The sequence below is a fragment of the Bacillus sp. JCM 19034 genome, from assembly GCF_001310635.1.
Classification (GTDB): domain Bacteria; phylum Bacillota; class Bacilli; order Bacillales; family Bacillaceae_D; genus Halalkalibacter.
Map to the genome: position 1 here is coordinate 53,990 of NZ_BAXR01000013.1, position 17,526 is coordinate 71,515.

General features: G+C 37.3%; 19 protein-coding genes and 2 pseudogenes. 17 read left to right on the forward strand and 4 right to left on the reverse strand.

Translation table 11 applies throughout. From position 1 onward, the window contains the following. Window positions 1-417 precede the first annotated feature (417 nt). The 11 genes from JCM19034_RS15455 (at window position 418) to JCM19034_RS15500 (ending at window position 9,335) form a co-directional block, all read left to right on the forward strand. Window positions 418-1,113: a hypothetical protein gene (locus tag JCM19034_RS15455; RefSeq protein ID WP_062051127.1), complete on the forward strand. Its 696-nt coding sequence runs from the start codon at window positions 418-420 to the stop codon at window positions 1,111-1,113. Between the two features lie 5 nt (window positions 1,114-1,118). Further along, entirely contained in the window at window positions 1,119-1,799 is a 681-nt protein-coding gene (locus JCM19034_RS24225) for an FAD-dependent oxidoreductase (RefSeq protein ID WP_197276420.1), read from the forward strand. Continuing rightward, on the forward strand, window positions 1,754-2,479 hold the full coding sequence (locus JCM19034_RS24230) for an FAD-dependent oxidoreductase (RefSeq protein ID WP_197276421.1): 726 nt from the start codon (window positions 1,754-1,756) through the stop codon (window positions 2,477-2,479). The genes JCM19034_RS24225 and JCM19034_RS24230 overlap by 46 nt, the downstream gene beginning before the upstream one ends. 2 nt (window positions 2,480-2,481) lie before the next feature. Continuing rightward, entirely contained in the window at window positions 2,482-3,657 is a 1,176-nt protein-coding gene (locus tag JCM19034_RS15465; protein WP_062051129.1) for an ROK family transcriptional regulator, read from the forward strand. Window positions 3,658-3,755: 98 nt separating this feature from the next. Then, window positions 3,756-4,205 (forward strand): ABC transporter substrate-binding protein, encoded by a 450-nt coding sequence (locus JCM19034_RS24235; protein WP_062051131.1) that lies wholly within the window; start codon window positions 3,756-3,758, stop codon window positions 4,203-4,205. Next, entirely contained in the window at window positions 4,202-5,026 is an 825-nt protein-coding gene (locus tag JCM19034_RS15475) for an extracellular solute-binding protein (RefSeq protein WP_062051133.1), read from the forward strand. Before JCM19034_RS24235 ends, JCM19034_RS15475 begins: the two co-directional genes overlap by 4 nt. Before the next feature lie 81 nt (window positions 5,027-5,107). Next, complete coding sequence (locus tag JCM19034_RS15480; RefSeq protein WP_062051135.1) at window positions 5,108-5,800, forward strand: carbohydrate ABC transporter permease; 693 nt, start codon at window positions 5,108-5,110, stop codon at window positions 5,798-5,800. After that, window positions 5,785-6,075, forward strand: coding sequence for a carbohydrate ABC transporter permease (locus JCM19034_RS15485; RefSeq protein WP_062051137.1), 291 nt, complete (start codon window positions 5,785-5,787; stop codon window positions 6,073-6,075). Before JCM19034_RS15480 ends, JCM19034_RS15485 begins: the two co-directional genes overlap by 16 nt. Before the next feature lie 11 nt (window positions 6,076-6,086). Next, window positions 6,087-6,965 carry a carbohydrate ABC transporter permease gene (locus JCM19034_RS15490; RefSeq protein ID WP_062051141.1) on the forward strand — a complete coding sequence of 293 codons (879 nt, stop codon included), beginning with the start codon at window positions 6,087-6,089 and terminating at the stop codon, window positions 6,963-6,965. 12 nt (window positions 6,966-6,977) lie between these two features. Then, window positions 6,978-8,522, forward strand: a complete 1,545-nt coding sequence (locus JCM19034_RS15495) for a DUF4127 family protein (protein ID WP_062051143.1) — start codon at window positions 6,978-6,980, stop codon at window positions 8,520-8,522. A gap of 93 nt (window positions 8,523-8,615) precedes the next feature. Then, window positions 8,616-9,335, forward strand: a complete 720-nt coding sequence (locus JCM19034_RS15500) for a helix-turn-helix transcriptional regulator (RefSeq protein ID WP_062051145.1) — start codon at window positions 8,616-8,618, stop codon at window positions 9,333-9,335. A gap of 219 nt (window positions 9,336-9,554) precedes the next feature. On the opposite strand, the gene JCM19034_RS15505 is transcribed toward JCM19034_RS15500, so the two are convergent. The 4 genes and pseudogenes from JCM19034_RS15505 to JCM19034_RS15525 all read right to left on the reverse strand — a co-directional run bounded on the left by JCM19034_RS15505 (window position 9,555) and on the right by JCM19034_RS15525 (window position 13,602). After that, entirely contained in the window at window positions 9,555-10,508 is a 954-nt protein-coding gene (locus tag JCM19034_RS15505; protein WP_062051147.1) for a GNAT family N-acetyltransferase, read from the reverse strand. After that, window positions 10,498-12,098: pseudogene (gene nagZ / locus JCM19034_RS25225) on the reverse strand (beta-N-acetylhexosaminidase). Before nagZ ends, JCM19034_RS15505 begins: the two are co-directional and overlap by 11 nt. 197 nt (window positions 12,099-12,295) lie before the next feature. Then, the gene (locus tag JCM19034_RS15520; protein WP_062051153.1) at window positions 12,296-12,889 is read right to left on the reverse strand and encodes a hypothetical protein; all 594 of its coding nucleotides are present in this window, start codon (window positions 12,887-12,889) and stop codon (window positions 12,296-12,298) included. Continuing rightward, window positions 12,835-13,602, reverse strand: a complete 768-nt coding sequence (locus tag JCM19034_RS15525) for a hypothetical protein (protein WP_062051155.1) — start codon at window positions 13,600-13,602, stop codon at window positions 12,835-12,837. Before JCM19034_RS15525 ends, JCM19034_RS15520 begins: the two co-directional genes overlap by 55 nt. A gap of 628 nt (window positions 13,603-14,230) precedes the next feature. Between JCM19034_RS15525 and JCM19034_RS15530 the strand changes: the two genes are divergently transcribed. From JCM19034_RS15530 to JCM19034_RS22390, 6 genes and pseudogenes are all read left to right on the forward strand, one after another. Beyond that, window positions 14,231-14,812 (forward strand): TetR/AcrR family transcriptional regulator, encoded by a 582-nt coding sequence (locus JCM19034_RS15530; protein WP_062051157.1) that lies wholly within the window; start codon window positions 14,231-14,233, stop codon window positions 14,810-14,812. 162 nt (window positions 14,813-14,974) lie between these two features. After that, the gene (locus JCM19034_RS24240; RefSeq protein ID WP_197276422.1) at window positions 14,975-15,493 is read left to right on the forward strand and encodes a serine hydrolase domain-containing protein; all 519 of its coding nucleotides are present in this window, start codon (window positions 14,975-14,977) and stop codon (window positions 15,491-15,493) included. Between the two features lie 5 nt (window positions 15,494-15,498). Then, complete coding sequence (locus tag JCM19034_RS24245; RefSeq protein WP_269431715.1) at window positions 15,499-16,035, forward strand: serine hydrolase; 537 nt, start codon at window positions 15,499-15,501, stop codon at window positions 16,033-16,035. Window positions 16,036-16,130: 95 nt separating this feature from the next. Continuing rightward, window positions 16,131-16,636 (forward strand): annotated as a pseudogene (locus tag JCM19034_RS15540) (DNA topology modulation protein). A 250-nt stretch (window positions 16,637-16,886) separates the two neighbouring features. After that, a complete protein-coding gene (locus JCM19034_RS15545) occupies window positions 16,887-17,162 on the forward strand; it encodes a hypothetical protein (RefSeq protein WP_062051159.1) in 276 nt (91 codons plus the stop codon). A 35-nt stretch (window positions 17,163-17,197) separates the two neighbouring features. Next, window positions 17,198-17,350: a hypothetical protein gene (locus JCM19034_RS22390; protein ID WP_197276423.1), complete on the forward strand. Its 153-nt coding sequence runs from the start codon at window positions 17,198-17,200 to the stop codon at window positions 17,348-17,350. Window positions 17,351-17,526 lie beyond the last annotated feature (176 nt).

Sequence of the window (17,526 nt, forward strand, 5' to 3'; positions counted from 1 at the left end):
TACAAGATACCTTGCTCTTTTTTTTATGGTATTTCGCGGAATTGATGAGATAAAAGATCTGCAGAAGAATAATACGCTGTTTGCTCCTTTTGTTACATCGTCCATTTTTATAGATCTCTAGCATCAAATTCGATTAACACACCAGTTACTGTTAATAATATCTATATATAACTAAATAAAATTAATAAAGTTTATTAATTAAATTGGACAAGCACGTTTATAGAAATGTAATACAAGTGATGTGTCAAGAAGGGGCAAAATAGAAGTTTCTCTCTGGTTTTTGGTAAATATTTTACTTGTTCCTATAATAATCTTGAACAAATGCGTTCTAAGTGGTTAACTTAGTGTTAATCAGAATATTAAGATAGTTTACTAATTAATGGTTTGAATAAAAAATCATAAAGAGAGGTGAGGTACTTGGGAAATCTAGTAAATTTATTAAATAGTCAAAAGATGAACTTAATTGTCAGTCTTCCAGCTAATTCTATGGATCACGTGAAGGCAGCTGCTGAGGGTGGTGCAGATGTAATAAAGGTTCATATGAATGTGGAACATCGAGCTAGTGGGAATTCGTTTGGCAGTTTTGATGATAATGAAGGATTTTTCCAAGAAATGAATGGATATTTTTCAGGAATTACAGGAGTTGTTCCTGGAGATAGCCTTGATAAAGTAAAGCAACCGGATATTGTAAGCTTAAAAAAGATCGGTTTTGATTTCGTCTCAATCTATTCACATACGGCTCCTGCCTGGCTCCTAGAAGATCACTCCTTAGATAAAATGATTGCAATATCTAACAAATATACAGACTACGAACTTCACTCTTTCAATGCAGCGAATATACAAATAGTTGAAACCTCTATAATGAACCCAGATGACTATGGTACATCTTTAAGCATCCAGGATATACTCCATTACCAATATTTATTATCTAAAGTAAACGGTCCAATTGTTATCCCAACACAAAAGAAAATCACTCTTCAAGATTTAACAACTTTATATAAAATCGGTGTTCATGGTTTTATGATAGGTGCTGTTGTTACAGGGAAAACCGCCGATCAACTTTATGAAGCAACGAAAGCCTATAAGGAAGAAATAGAACGATTAAGGAGGTGATTTAAGTGGCTTTAAAGGAACAATTTGACGTAGTAGTTGCAGGAGGTGGACCTTCTGGAATTACAGCAGCCATTGCTTCGGCACGAATGGGTGCTAAAACTCTTCTAGTAGAAAAATATGGGTTCCTTGGAGGGATGGCTACCAATGCATTAGTAGGACCCCTGCAAACGTTTCATGCCGGTAATAAACAAATTGTTAAAGGGATCGGGGAGGAAGTGATTCAACGTTTAAAGGAAATAGGGGGAACACCAGGTCATGTGCGAGATATGATCGGCTTTGTCCCAACGATTACTCCTGTAGATGTAGAAAAGCTAAAATACATTTTTCAAGAAATGGTAGAAGAAAGCGGAGTGTATTTGCAACTGCACACCGTAGTGACTGGAGTTGATTTGGATAAAGAAGGAGTGAAAGCGCTTCAATTATATAATAAGTCAGGACAATTTAAAGTTAAGTCAAAGACCTATATTGATTGTACAGGTGATGGAGATGTAGTAGCCATGTCAGGGGTTCCATTTGAAAAAGGTAGATTAAAAGACGGCTTGGCACAGCCGATGAGCATGATGTTTCGCATGGGTAAGGTGAATATAGATAAAATCAGAGACTACATGAAACGATCCAGAGGATTCGTTTTAGCGGAAGATTGGGAGACGTTCCCGATAGTGCTGTATCCGGCTTTTTTAGCTTAATTAAAAGGGCAAAAGCTGATGGTCGCTTTAATGTTGACCGGGACAGGGTATTACTATTTGAGCTTCCAACAGAAGGAGAAGTTTCCGTTAATATGACAAGAGTTATTCGTTATGATGCCACAGATGGTCAGGCATTAAGTAAAGCGGAAGTTATTGCGAGAAAACAGGTGATGGAGGTGGTGGAATTCCTCCAAAATGATGTCCCTGGTTTCGAAGAAGCGATTCTAATCAATTGCGGTACACAAATTGGTGTTAGAGAGTCTAGAAGAATCATTGGGGAATATGTCCTAACAGGGGAAGATGTGGTCTCAGGAGCAAAATTTGAAGATGTGATTGCTTTAGGATCTTATCCAATTGATATACATGCCCCTGACGGAAATGAAATTAATGTCATTAAAATGAAACCGGGAACCATTTATGATATCCCTTATCGTTCTATTCTGAATAAAAAAGTACCGAATTTATTAGTTGCGGGGAGATGTTTATCGGCAACACACGAGGCGTTAGCATCGGCAAGGGTTACTCCAACTGCTATGCTTATAGGCCAGGCGGCAGGTACAGCAGCTGCAATTGCTGCAAAGGAAGAAACGCTACCCCGAAATATTTCCATTAACCACTTGCAACATAATTTAAGAAATCAAGGATGCTATTTATCGGAAAACGAAATTAAGGGGAGTTAACAATGTTAAAAAAGGGTGGAGATCAAAGCTTTGTAAGGATTCACAATCAGAATTTAATATTACAAGAAATTTTGAAGAATAAACAAATTTCACGTGCAGATCTTGCTAAAAGTTTAAACATTAGTGCTCCAAGTATTTCTAGTAATGTTGAACCATTACTTCGTACAGGTATTCTCCATGAACGAGGGCTCGGGAAATCTTCTTCCGGAAGAAAGCCTATTATGCTCCAATTTAATTTTAAATATGGGTACATTTTAGGGATAGACCTTAGCAAAGGAAGAATAGTAAGTGCACTTAGTGATCTATCTGGTAAACCAGAGAGAATTACAAAAGGGGAAAGGACAAAAAATGTTGTAGGCTATGATTTGATTTCAATGATTGAAGAGCATATTCACAACGTTTTAATAGCAGAGGGAGTAGAGCTATCGTCAATCCTAGCTATTGCCATTGCATCCCCAGGTATCTTAATGAATCATAGACATATCCGATTAGAACCAGACCAAATTAATTGGCAGGATGTAGACCCCTCCCACGTACTGCAGGAGCGATTAAAAGTGCCAGTTGTACTAGAAAATGATATTAACTTGGCTACATTGGCTGAATACCAAAGTTTAAAGAAATATGAACAAACAGATAATATGGTTTTTATTAGCATTGGCAGAGGGCTTGGTTCAGGACTGATCATACGTGGAGAACTATACAAGGGTTCTTTTGGTGGAGCAGGAGAAGTGGCACTAATGTCTTCTTCACTGAAAGATCACAGTCTTCAATACTATGAAACCATTCTTTCTTTAGAATCCTTAAGAAAAGAAATCTTGGGAGCTAGAACGAATAGCTCTACCTCTATTCAAATAGAGGATGATGAAAAGCTTCTGGAGTATGTTCTAGAACTACTCTCAATAGGGGATCCAGCTATTCACGTTTGTATGGACAACATATCTAGGCATATTGGGGTATTAATTTCCAACGTTTCTGCCATCTTTAATCCCCAGTTAGTCGTAATTGGGGGTGAGTTAATGACATTATCAAATTATTTATTTCCAAAAATAAAGAATGAAGTGTATCGTAATTATCCTTTTCCAATTGAATTGAAGGTTTCTGAAGAAGTGGAGCATGTGTGTCTTTATGGTTGTCTTGCGATAGCTAAGGAACAAGCAATTGGGAAGTTAATTCATTAGGACAAAAACATTGAAAGGGGGAGATTAAGGAAGAAACTAAAGAAGAATGGTTTGGTTGTTGCCATTAGGAAAAAGGGAAATCAAAGGGGGATGAAAAAGTGAAAAAGTGGATTGTTAGCTTGCTAGTCATATTGATGATAGTTGTTTTAGCAGCATGTGGAGGTCAAGACACTTCTGGCGATGGGGATGCGGAGTTAACGATATGGGTGGCAGGGAATAGTAACCAAATTCAAGAGACTTTTCGTGCCATCATTGATGATTTTAATGAACAATATGAGTCGGAAGGAATTAAAGCCGATATTCAATTTGAACCTTGGGGTGAATTAGATCAAAAGCTTAGTACATCATTGGCCGGTGGAGTTGGTCCTGACGTATTTATGCACGGTGCTGCAGCGGCTGCAGGATTTGCCGATGGTAATCAAATCGAGCCGTTAAACGACTATTTTGATGACTGGGGAGATTTCTCAGCCTACAATCCTGGTTATGTTGAGGCAGGGGGGTCGATGAAGAGTATTATGTTCTTCCGATCCAAGGGGCAAACCGAATGATGTTTTATAGAGAAGATTTATTCCAGGAAGCTGGAGTAGACGTACCTGAAACGTTAGATGAGCTTCTTGAAATAAGTGAAGCTTTAGTTGAAAAAGATGGATCTCGTTTCATAAGAGCCGCAACGACACTTCCTACAGAAGGTAATGATTTACAACAGGTTTGGAGTGCCTTTCTTTGGTCCAATGGAGGCGATATCTTAAATGATGATTATACAGAAGCGGTTATTAATTCAGAAGCAGCTATCAAAGCAATCGAATTCTATAAAGACTTCTTTGAGAGAGACTTAACACCTATTGCAGGAATGGGTGGTGAAGGAGATCAACATCCGTTAGGTACTGGTGAGGTGGCCTTTACTTTTGACGGGGTGTGGGCAATAGAACAAATACAAACCTATACTCCTGATGCATATGAGCATATTCAAGTGACAGCACCTCCTAAAGGTTTAGAAGGAACGACGACACTTGTTGGTTCATCGGGATTCTTCATGAACGCCAATTCAAATCATAAGGATGAAGCCTGGAAACTCATGTCGTTCATTGGCCAACAGGACAATATTGAAAAAGTATCTTCTGAGCTTAAGTTTTTACCTGTACGGTTAGATGTGGCAGATGCTGATTTTGTACAAGAGGATCGACTTTTTGCTGATTTTGTACAGCTAACAACAGAAGTGGATGGTAAAGCGAACCCTAATGTGCCACGGTGGACAGCCATTCGTGATATTTTAGTAGCAAATATCGAAAAGGCGATTTATGGTCAACTTACACCGGAGGAAGCTGTTGAAAATGCAGAAAAGGAAATAAATGAAGAAATTAATCGCTAGCCATGCCTTTTTGTTTGAGGGTGATAATGTACCTTCACCCTCATTCTTACACAATTCATTTTATAGGGTGTGATGTCGAAAATGACGAATAATAATCCAAATGTACAAATTACTGACAATTCCTCTCTGAAAAAGAAGACCTACTTTCAACGAAAGAAAGAGTTTTGGGCGAGTAAACAAAATCGCAAGAGAGCTATTGTAGGCTACACCTTTATCGCACCAGCTTACCTGTTATTTTTTGTATTTTTGTTTATCCCAGTAATATGGGCATTTTATTTAAGCTTTACAAGTTATACGATTTTTACACCAGGAGAGTTTGTTGGGATAGATAATTATACGAGACTTGTCAATGATAATACGTTTCGTACTGCTCTTTGGAATACTACCTATTACGCTTTAATGGTTATCCCCTTAAACATAGTTATCTCCTTGTGCCTTGCACTATTAGTAAACAGAAAAATGAGGGGGATGAATTTCTTTCGAGCGGCGTACTATGTGCCAGTCGTTACTTCGATTATTGCAGCATCAATGATTTGGATGTGGCTTTATGATTCAAATAATGGGCTTATCAATTATGTTCTAATCCAATTAGGTTTTAATCCAAAAAGCTGGTTAAATGATCCTGACCTTGCTCTACCAGCCTTAGCATTAATGCGAATATGGAAAGGGGTTGGCTGGAATATGGTCATATTTTTAGCGGGGCTCCAGTCGATACCTAAAACGTTGTATGAGGCAGCAGCTATCGAAGGGGCAGGACGTTGGAAGAGCTTTTGAATATAACTTGGCCACTATTAGCTCCGACTACTTTTTTCGTCTTTGTTATGGCGACAATTAGTACCTTTCAAACCTTCGGTGAAATTTATGCGATGACATCGGGAGGACCAGTCGGATCTACAACTACTCTCGTCTATTTAATCTTTGTTTATGGATTTGAGAGGTATGAAATGGGTTATGCTGCGGCTATTGCTTTTGTTTTGTTCTTTATCATACTTGCATTGACTTTAATCAATATGTTCATCACACAAAAGAAGGTTAACTATGATCTATAAGGAGGGCAAGCATGTATAGAAATAATAAAGAATTCAAAAAAATGATAAAAAATCTATGGATATTTTTGCTCATGTCTGCAATTGCGATCATCATGCTCTGGCCCTTTATTTGGATGATAGTAACGTCTTTTAAACCAAATACAGAAATGTTTTCGTATCCACCAACTATTATTCCAAATGAAATTGTGTTTGATCATTATGTAGCAGCGTGGAAGGCGGCTCCATGGGAAAGGTTCTTTTTTAATACAGCGTTTGTTGCAGGTGTGATTACTATTTCCTCCTTGTTTTTATGTGCATTAACTGGCTATGCCTTTGCTAGGTTAGAGTTTCCAGGTAGAAACCTTTTATTTCTACTTTTATTAGCTTCCATGATGATTCCATTTGAAGTGATGCTCATTCCCCTGTATTTAATTATTGTTAATTTTCCTTTTACAGGTGGTAACGGCTTTTGGGGTGGTGGAACAGGATTATTAAATACCTATAGTGCCTTAATTGTACCGAGGCTGTTATTTCCATTTGGTGTCTTTCTCATGAGACAGTTCTTCATGACTTTACCAAAAAGCTTGGAGGATGCAGCACGGATAGACGGTTGTTCAGAGTTTGGTATCTTTTGGCGAGTGATGTTCCCATTAATTAAACCAGCATCTGCCACTCTAGTAGTTTTTGTGTTTTCAATGATGTGGGACGATTTCTTCTGGCCATTAATCGTGATCAATGATCAAAGCTTAATGCCAGTACAGCTAGGACTACAAAGCTTCCAAACATCGCAATATACAACGGACTGGGGGCCGCTGATGGCCGCAACGGTATGGGTATCGCTACCGATAATTATTGTCTTTATTTTCGCTCAAAAATACTTTATGAACATTAACATTAGTTCTGATAAGTAAGGGAGGTAGGATATGATGAAGAAAGTTGCAATCTTGCCTTTAGACAATCGTCCTTGTTGCTATGATTTTACCGAAACCTTTGGGAAATGGGGGGCTGTTGAGCTCGTACAGCCGCCTAAGGATATAATTGGAGGATTTACTTATTTCGGTGATACAAGCAAAATAATCAATTGGCTTTTGCAGGTTGCTCCTAAGGTAGACGGAATGATTCTTTCTATCGACCAGCTAGCTTATGGAGGTCTAATTCCATCAAGGATCATGGAACGGGATATGGAAGAATGTATGAGCATAATAGGGGTAGTCAAGGAAATACGTGAAAAGTATCCACATGTAGTCATCTATGCTGTTAATGTGTTAATGAGAATTTCCATCACGACGAAGAACAAGATCTTCACTCAATATTGGAAGCAGGTGTTCCGTTACTCTCAGCTTTATGACCGATTACATCGTTTAAAGGAGACGGAGGTAGCAGAGGAGCTTAAGCGTTTAGAGGAAGATATCCCTTCTGAGGTACTTCAAGAATATTTACAGGCAAGAAATAGAAACCATCAAATGAACCTGTTGATGATTGACTGGATAGCAGATGGTACACTGGATTTCTTAGCAATCACCCAGGAAGATGCAAGTGCAGTTGGAATGCATCTAATGGAGCAAAAGAGTCTTGTAAAAAAAGTTTATGATATGAATATTCAACGGAAAGTATTAGTATATCCAGGGGCAGATGAGGCTACTCAAACCCTATTAGCAAGAATGGTCCAATATTTTGAAAAGGAGAAGGTGAAAATCTATCCGAAATATGGATCGACCTCTGGGAAGTTATTGGTTGCTAAGTTTGAGGATCGACCTGTGGAAGAGAGTGTTATCAGTCATATAACGGCTGCAGGGGCAGTGGTGGTAGACGATTCATCAGAAGCTGATCTTATCTTGTATGTGAATACACCAGTGAGTGGAGAGAAGGATGGAAATAACGCTTCAGAAGAAAAAGCACACTTTAGCTCCCGTCATAACTTACTTTATTTCATCGAGTCAATTGAATTTGATCTTCAAAAGGGAAAAAGCGTGAGTGTGGCTGATATTAGTTTTCCTAATGCGTCTGATATGGAGCTCGTTCAATTGCTATTAACGGAGAATATCTTTTTCTCCCTTAATGCGTATGCGGGTTGGAATACCGCAGGAAATACGTTAGGAACGTGCATTTCCCAATCAATTATTTCTATTCTAACCTATAAGAAGCTAGGGGAACAAAAAGTGATAGAGGAGCAACATCATTCCTTTATGATGGAACGGTTGATGGATGAGTGGGCCTACCAGGCAAACGTTAGAGGGAAAGTAAATACGGACATAACTAAACGTTTAAAAATAGATGGAACAAATCTAGAGGATAAGTATGAGGAAGTTAATAAGCAGGTTAAGGAAGAGCTGAAACCTTACTTTTCTAAGGTTATTAGTTATCTCCCAAAAGAGAGTAGAGAGAAGAATGTCTGGAGACTAGCCGTGTGCGAGCTTCCGTGGAATCGAACATTTGAGGTTAGGATAAAGGTGTCAAAGGGCAGCTAGAGGCTGGATGCTATTCCATGAAGCTAGTAGATAGAGAAAATATGCCCCTCTTATATCAACATAACTCGTTAGATATGATGGAGGAGGAAAAATATGAAGGAAAAAAGGGAAAACTACTTGTTTTATAAGCAACAGCGCATTAAGGTAAATCGTTTAGATAAGAATCTTGAAATTTCCTTAGAATCACTTGATAAAAAAGAGATTCACTCTTTACTAAAAAGCTATATTTTCCAAACTTCTATTCATCTTTCTTCTGATATGGATATGGAAGAGAAATATTACTATTTAATGAGCTTTTTCATTTCTTTTATCCAAAAAAAGGGTTGGCTTGTTCATGAAGTCCTCTATCATAAAGACCTTTATCAGGTAGATAAGAAAGAAATTAATAATCATCAACACTTATTAGTGCAATTTGAAGAGATAAGTGAGCAAATTCTCGAGCATATTAAAAAGAAGGAACAGCCGCAAAATAAGCTCATTCAACAGGTGATGTTCCTTGTAGAGGAGCGGATTTATGATGATATTTCATTGAAGGATGCGGCCGAAAGCATTTATGTTAATTCCTCTTATTTAAGTCGTTTATTTAGTAAGGAGATGGGCATGTCCTTTTCGTATTATGTGATGGAGAGAAAAATGCTGATGGCAAAGGTGATGCTGCAAAATGGTGATAAGATCTCTGATGTTTCTCGTCAGCTAGCATATAAAGATGTAAGTTACTTTACAAAGGTATTTAGAAGATACTGGGGCATTACTCCGAGAGGGATGTTGACAACTATGAAAGCAGAAAGATTAAAAGTCGGTATACGTTATTGATGTGATGAGTTACAAGTGGAGGGGTTAGAATCGTGTTTGTTAAAGACAACAAGCAAGAGCTAAGAGAGAATATAGAGATAATTAGACGTTATTGTGATTTGTATTTTAAAGGGTGACTCCCATCTTCGCGGGGTCACCTTTATGCTATTAAATTTTGGTTACAAAGGAAAGTGATAAAGGCTCTTTGGTGAAATATAGTGGGTCTACACCATTTTAATCCTAAGGCTTAGTGAGACTTGCATGTATATAACTTCGGTGTGGTCTAAAGTAGAATTTTTTATAAAAATCGATTAAAATCGTCCAGTCAATTCCCATTTCCTTGATTCCTTCTTTTTGAAGTAGTCTCAATGTTTCAATCATGAAGAATGTCCCAATTCCTGTTCCGCGATATTTCTTGTGTATTCCCACGGGTCCTAACCCACCAATGTTCGGATTATCGTCTTTTTCCCAATAAACACTAGGAATCCAAAAGGAATCCCCCTTCGAATGTACATGAGCGAAGCCAATTAGAATGTCATTATGAAAAAGTCCAACTAATGTTGTGATATCTTTTTCATAGATTAAGCTCCATTCTGTTTCTTTATATCTTCTAGTGCTGTAGTTTTCTATCATATGTTGCAATAGTTCTCCTTGATGCTTTGGGAGTAATCGTTTCACTACATATGTCTCGGTCATTGGTGGGGTGGCATAACAATGTTTACTAATGTCACAACGTAGGTCATAGGCTTTACCATCTAGTGTAAATCCTTGCTTTTGGAAAAATGCCTGTGCAGCCGTCAATTTACTCGGAATACCAGGGAAAAAGTGGTGAGGATCAGACCCTACTAGGACGTTCGTCTTTTCATTTTTTAAAGCATGCTTTAGCATATCCGTACCATGTCCCTTCCGTTGGTAGTTAGGGTGAACAACCAAACAGGACAGCCATAGAGATTGAGGATGATGAAGGACTTGATAAGGATCGGACTTTGCAACTAGATAACCAATCAATTTATTATCTTCTATTACTAGGCAAGAACGCGACAAGTCCAAATACAATGGATGAAAGACATTTCGTGCAAATAATGCTTCGGAAAGGGGAAATAGTTCTCCCATCGTCTTATTCCATAGCTCTACCATTTCTTGTATAGAAGCTCTACCTTGCCATTCTTTCCATGAATATATGTTAGCTGTCATAGTTTTGCCTCTTCCTGTTTAATATCGTAACAGGCGTATTCCCTTTAGGTAACACTTTTCCCTCTATGACCATTTTTACTGCTTGTATGACGTGTGAGGTATTACTGAAGCTAGCTATATAGGTCACATCTTTATAAGGAATGTCGTTTATAATTTGTGGATTCCATAAAGATACAACGATCATTTCATTAGTTTTATTGTTTATGTTCTCTATTAGGCTCGCCCATTCTGTTTTTAAATGGCGCCGTTCATTGATAAATAATATGACTAGTTCGTTTTCACTTAATTCATTATAAATGGCAGCAATATCGTTCAAGGTAGGCTCACTATTCTCTAATGCTATTAATTGATAGTGAGCTTCTGTAAAGATAGCAGGACAGGGATTTTTTCGGTATCCGATATAATTTTCGTCATTGAGTGTTTTCTGATAAATGACTGTACTTCTATCAAATGAAAGCGGAAGTAGCTTTCTATTGTCTTGAACGACCGTTATTCCTTCACAAGCTATTTTTTCCAAAATGCTTTGAGTAGAATGATTATTACAATGGGCTAAAATTTCTTCCTTTGTAGAACTATAATCTGGCTCTACCCATTTATCCTTATACTTTAAGCTTCTTTTAAATGCTGTCTCGATTATGGTAGGATCTAATTCTCCTTGTTCAACAGCATTTACGGCGGCATCTATCATTTGAAATTGTGTTTCTTCCTCTTCACCACAAGCAAGAATTAGATCGGCACCAGCTTGTAATGCTAGAACCGTTCCCTTTTCTCTTCCATAAAAATGAGAGATAGCTTCCATTTCCATGGAATCAGTAATAATTAGTCCTTCATATCCTAGCTGTTTTCGTAAAATCTCCGTTAGGAATACTTTGCTAAGGGTTGCTGGTTGATTAGGATCAACTTGTGGGTAGACAATATGAGCGGTCATAATAGACTCTAACCCGTGTTTGATTGCTTCCTGAAACGGAACGAACTCAAATGCTTCTAGCTCTGATATTGTTTTGTTAATGGTAGGAAGGCTCAAATGGGAATCGAGCTCTGTATCACCATGTCCTGGAAAGTGCTTGCCGCAGGCATTATTTTAGCATTATGAAGCCCCTGAATAGCTTGAATTCCCATCTCTGTTACTAATTCTTTAGCTTCTCCAAAAGATCGAGCACCAATGACGGGGTTCTCGGGGTTATTATTTATATCAAGAACAGGGCTGAAATTCATATTAAATCCGATTTTCTTTAGCTGAAGTCCCATATGGTAATGGGCATTATAGGCGTTTTGTGGATTATTGGTTGCACCAAGAAGCATATTCCCAGGAGACACGGCTGTTCCTTCCCATAAATAAGAAATCCCCCCTCCTTCTTGGTCAATAGAAATCCAAAGGGGAGGTCGACCCACTTTTTTCGCGTATAACTGGATGTCTCGAATAAATGAAATAACATTTGATAACTGACGCAAGTTTCTTTGAAAAAGAATAACGCCACCAACATTGTAATGCTTTATAGCTCTTTTCAAGGAATCATCTAATTCATCATTTTGAACAGCGATGATAAATAGCTGCCCAACTTTCTCCTTCAGTGAATAGGAAGTGTCCATAATACGCCTCCTTACTTTTATTTATCCTTCTAAATCCATTTTCTCGAAGTATTAATCATCACACAACCGTATCGAAAAGATCTCAAAAAATAATACAAAGAAAAGTCATGAAATTACTAAGCATATTGCTTTTTTACGTACATTAGTAAAGCCTGTGATGAGTGTATGTTCATCACAGGCATACATAGTCCCAACCATTAATAGTTAAGTTTCAATTTAATATGAGTTACATCAACTAAATTGTCTTCATGTGTACCTGTAGTAGGCTCAGGGTCGACCCATGTCTTTCCACCATCAAAGGAGAACTGGAAATGTGTTGATTGACCTTTGACTGGTTTAACAGGTATCGAATCTCTATTGGCATTTTCCGATAGTTTATCGTGGTTCGTAACGAGCTTTGGTTTAATGTAATTGCTAAATAAAGGTGCGACTGCTTCATAATGTGGATCATAGGCTAATCCATTTTCATCAAAGTAAGTTGGGTCATAAAGTCTATCAGGAGTTGCTCCGTAATGCCCGACAATCATGTATTGCGGACGATCTAAGTAGTTTAGATCAAGGAAATATTTAGAATAAATCACATGGTTAGCAGGTACAATTTGGAATCCGCCCATTAGTTCGATGTCCCACGTGAATCCAGCGTACGGAGATACTGAAAGGTCTAATACCCCTCCATGATTTGCACGTACATAACCGGCTTTTGCATATTCAGAACCACCGAAACGCCCTGTCCCTTCTACTCTCTGTAAAACAGTGGCAATTGGCTTTGAAAATCCATTTTCATAATGCAAGCTGATCTCTCCACCAACTTCATTTTCAAAAATAATGTAGGAGGCTGTTCCGTGGTCTGTATACGGTTTATATACTCGATTTTCAAATTTTCGGGAGCTGAATGTATGTCATTATGAACATAAAATTCATCAATAGAAACCCAATCGCCCTCATCGTTTAAATATTTAACAGGGGAGCCAACATAAGCAGAGGACATTCCTCCGAATAATCCTTCCCCACCTGGGATATCAGTAGCAATTCTTCCTGGATGTGGTCCATTACCAGCTTTAAAGTACTCTCGATCTGGAAGAAGAGAAATGAGACGTGGCTTCCAGACAGTATCTCTGCCTAACTGTGCTTGCTCTGGGTCGTAGTAATCGTCTGGAGCTACTCGTAAATGCATAGCATTCACGGCCGCCGCTGTTACATTACCAGCACTGCCATCAATGGCACGAGAGAATTGGGCAGCCCAAAATCCATCGTTAGCCTGATAAGTACTGTCCGCAGGAACTACGACGTTTCCTAAATGAGTAATTGTACCATTAGGATCCTGACGATAAATCTCACCCCCTTGGCTATTTTCCACATAAATACTGTACTGCAGACTATAATTTGCGTTGTTTTCTTCGATCACCTCTGGAGGAATGCTAGACTTTATGAAATTAGAACTAGCAAAAACCGACGACGCAACAAGCATGAATACACCTAGTAAAAACAAAGATTTCTTTATCATATGACTACCTCCCCTATATCGATTTATAGAAAGTATATAGAAGATTTTTCGTCGAATGTTAAGACGAGGAGGATAAGTCATGAAAGTACTGAAGAAGGAAATGAAAATACAATGGGAAACAAGTTTTAGATAAGTATTAATAATGAATCTACTTTAGCCATCAAAGCTCTATGGTGTATTAATTACTGTCTGTGAGAGTGCAAAAGTAATGATTAACTTACTTAAGAAATCATGATATTTAACAAGACTTTTTATGAAATCTTATATTCAATAGAAAATACTAGAGTTATTTGTTATAGAAGCCTCTTAAACTAAAATAGTATCTACAGTTGACATAGAAAGTTTTCAGCTTGAAAATGAGCAATATGAATAAAGTGAAGATCGTGTTGATTCGTAAAATTTTTAGTATCAGTGTACTATAGAGTACAATGATCACCATAAAAAATTTACAAAAGATGATAAAATATAACTAATGATAAAATAAAACAGCTTTAAAAGGATGAAAATATGAAAATCTCACCAACTACTCTAAAATTCAATTAATTGTTCGGGGTAGTAATGAACAATTTGTAGTTCCTGCCTATCATAAATTTGAACTTAAGAAGTAAATAAAAGTAAGGGGTTTAACATGGCACCAAAAAATAAATTCACGAAAGAACAAATTATTGATTGTGCCTTTCATATTGCGAAAAGTGAAGGGCTCAATAGTATAACGATTAGAAAAGTAGCAGAAAAATTAGGAAGCTCGATCGCTCCGATATATGTAAACTTTGATCATGTAGAGGAGCTTAAAAAAGAAGTGATAAGGAAGCTTGTAACAGTAAGCCACGAACTATTAGCTGAGCAAAACTCAGGAAGTCCTTTTCTAGATCTCGGTATGGCCAGTCTCGTAGCAGCAGAAAAGTACCCTGCATTATTTACCGATTTTATCGTACATTCGAACAGTTACTTAGAGGAGTACGAGGGAGAAATGGAGCAAGAGGTTCTGGCAAGGATAAAAGACGATCAAGATTTACAAGGATTAAATCAAGAAGAGGCAATGACTATATTTCTGAAAATGAAGATCTTTCAAACTGGGTTATCGATTATGGTAAGTAACGATTTGTTGCCGAAGGGGCTTAGTGAAGAGCAGGTTATCGGGTTGTTAGAAAGTACAGGTGATGATTTCATAACTGCAGCACGCTTCCGAAAAGAAAACAAGAATGAATGAAATAGTGATGGGACGTACTTAGTTTTGTACGTTCCTTTTTGATCCTAATATTCAAGTTTGTATATAATATATTTATAACAATTGATATATATCATGTGATATACTATTTTTAGATGACTTATAATTTATAAATGGTAATTGAAACGAATGAGGGGGATTCCAATGAAAAATGATCAGCTACATGATAGCATTGAAAAATCATTTCGGAAGCAAGTTCAAAATGATAAAAAGCTAAAGAGCGGGTTTTTACTCGTCCATTCAGAACAGAATGGACTACACTTACATGTAGCAGAAGGGATGAAGCTGAAGCAGCCAGCTTATATGGCAAGTGTTGGGAAACTCTTTACATCCGTTCTAATTAGTATGTTATATGAAAAAGGACTATTGTCCTTTGAAGACAGGATTACGAGCTATTTAGATCGTTCATTGGTTGAAGACCTCCATTTGTTCAAGGGAAAAGATTACACGAATGATATTCAAATTAAACATTTATTAAATCAAACCTCAGGTTTACCTGATAACTTTCGTCCTTTGCTAGAAAAAGTGTTGAGCGATCCTCAATTCAGCTTAAGTACGGAGGAGGCTATTCATTGGTCAAAGGATCATAGAAAGCCTCATTTTCCCCCGGGTGAAGGTTTAACTATACGGACACAAACTATCATCTTCTTGGTTTTATTATAGAAAACGTGACTGGAACACCTTTTCATGAAGCATTAAAACAATACATTTACGAACCTCTTCAAATGCTAAATTCTTCTATGTTACACTATTCCAAGCCATTAGACCCTACTACAGAGGATTTGGCAGACTTCTATGCAGATCATAACAAATTGAATCAATATCAAGGCTATGCATCCCTTGATTATTCTGGGGGTGGAGTGGTCTCTACTGGAGAAGATTTATTGAAGTTCATGAGGGCATTAACAGCGTATCAGTTAGTAAAACAGGAAACACTCGAAAAAATGATGAAGGATAAAGTAAAGTATGAACTTGGAATTGATTATGGTTATGGTGTAATGCAATTTAAACATGTTCCTCTGCTCATGCCCAAAAAATTTACAATTTGGGGACATGCAGGAGCTACAGGAGCTTTCATGTTTTATCAGCCAACATTAGATGCTTATATGATCGGCACGTTTAATGATTTTTCATACGAAAAAAAAGCGGTTAGGTTTATGCTTATGAAGGTTATTAGTCAACTAGCTAAATATAAAGAGAGATAACAGTATCGGCACACCGATGTTGTCTGAAATTCTTGAGAAATATGAAACAACAATAAAAAAGATATGAGAGAATGGATGTAGTAAGGGGGGATAATATGAAGAAAATACTACTAATTGGTTCGGGAGGGTCAGGGAAATCAACACTCGCAAGAAAATTAGGTGAAAAGTTAGGAATAGATGTCTATCACCTTGATGCGTTATTTTGGAGACCTAATTGGGAGGGTGTCCCTAAAGATGAACAAAGAAAAGTCCAGAAAGAATTAGTAAAAAAGAAGAGTGGATTATTGATGGGAATTATGGGGAACTATGGATATAAGACTTAAGGCAGCAGATACTGTTATTTTTCTTGATATTCATAGAACCATTTGTGTATATCGTGCATTTAAAAGAATGTTGCGATATCGAAATAAAACAAGACCGGATATGGCAGAAGGTTGCGAAGAAAGATTTGATTTAGATTTTCTCAAATGGATATGGAACTACCCTAAAACTAAAAGACCAGGAATCCTAAATAAACTTAAAACAATTATCTACTGAAAAGAAAATCATTGTATTAAAGTCGCCAAAAGAAGTACAAAAATTCATAGTAGAACTTCATTAACAAAGGCTTGGATCATTTAATCCAGGTCTTTTATCATGTTAATTTTGGTATTTCAACCGATATTTAGTGCACGAATTACAATGAGATTTGGTATGTTTACTTCACATTATCTGAACTACATATTTATTATTAAATTTATTATGTACGAAGCACTCATAACATTTATTTTAAATCTTTTTCCACATAATTTACATTTGGTGGGTTAAATTAACTTCGAAATACAAAATTACATGTATGGAGGGAATTCAGAATGTTTCAGAATCAATCAAGCTCTGCTTCATTGTCGACGCAACTTCAAAGTATGCTTCCCCAAATGCAACAAATGGAACAGGAGCATGCCCAACAATTAAGACAAATCAGTCACCAATTACAACAAATTGGACAACATGAACAACATGCTGGCCAAATGATTCAACAGCTGTCTCAAATGTGCAACCAGCTTATTCAAGAAAATCAACGTTTAAACAATATTCAATTAGGTGCCTTAAGACAACCTAATCAACAACAAACTACTCATTATCAATAAAAAATAGGGTGGTCCATACTTAGGAGGCACTCGAGATGTACGACAAAGTGATTACGTATACGACAGTTAGGGCTAAGCAAGAGAAGTACTATGTGAAAGAACTTTTCAAAAACCCAATACTTCACCGAGAAATCCATGGCGATCAAGTCTACATACCACTAAATAAGGAAAGATTTTGGCGGGTATAGATTGATTGGGGGCTAGAGAGTCGTTAGATGACGTTTGATGTTTAGTCTTTCATTATGTAAAGCCTTTTTTCTGTGAATTCAATCATCTGCCTTTTATGCGGATTATTTAGGAGGGATCTAACTATGACAAACTTTAATCAATCACCGTTTCAACCGGACTTCACCAAATTTGGAGG

Coding starts and splice junctions, on each gene's coding strand:
- JCM19034_RS15465 (WP_062051129.1), top strand. CDS start 2,482: ATGTTAAAAAAGGGTGGAGATCAAAGCTTTGTAAGGATTCACAATCAG.
- JCM19034_RS15475 (WP_062051133.1), top strand. CDS start 4,202: ATGATGTTTTATAGAGAAGATTTATTCCAGGAAGCTGGAGTAGACGTA.
- JCM19034_RS15480 (WP_062051135.1), top strand. CDS start 5,108: ATGACGAATAATAATCCAAATGTACAAATTACTGACAATTCCTCTCTG.
- JCM19034_RS15490 (WP_062051141.1), top strand. CDS start 6,087: ATGTATAGAAATAATAAAGAATTCAAAAAAATGATAAAAAATCTATGG.
- JCM19034_RS15495 (WP_062051143.1), top strand. CDS start 6,978: ATGATGAAGAAAGTTGCAATCTTGCCTTTAGACAATCGTCCTTGTTGC.
- JCM19034_RS15500 (WP_062051145.1), top strand. CDS start 8,616: ATGAAGGAAAAAAGGGAAAACTACTTGTTTTATAAGCAACAGCGCATT.
- JCM19034_RS15505 (WP_062051147.1), bottom strand. CDS start 10,508: ATGACAGCTAACATATATTCATGGAAAGAATGGCAAGGTAGAGCTTCT.
- JCM19034_RS15525 (WP_062051155.1), bottom strand. CDS start 13,602: ATGATAAAGAAATCTTTGTTTTTACTAGGTGTATTCATGCTTGTTGCG.
- JCM19034_RS15530 (WP_062051157.1), top strand. CDS start 14,231: ATGGCACCAAAAAATAAATTCACGAAAGAACAAATTATTGATTGTGCC.
- JCM19034_RS24240 (WP_197276422.1), top strand. CDS start 14,975: ATGAAAAATGATCAGCTACATGATAGCATTGAAAAATCATTTCGGAAG.
- JCM19034_RS15545 (WP_062051159.1), top strand. CDS start 16,887: ATGTTTCAGAATCAATCAAGCTCTGCTTCATTGTCGACGCAACTTCAA.
- JCM19034_RS22390 (WP_197276423.1), top strand. CDS start 17,198: ATGTACGACAAAGTGATTACGTATACGACAGTTAGGGCTAAGCAAGAG.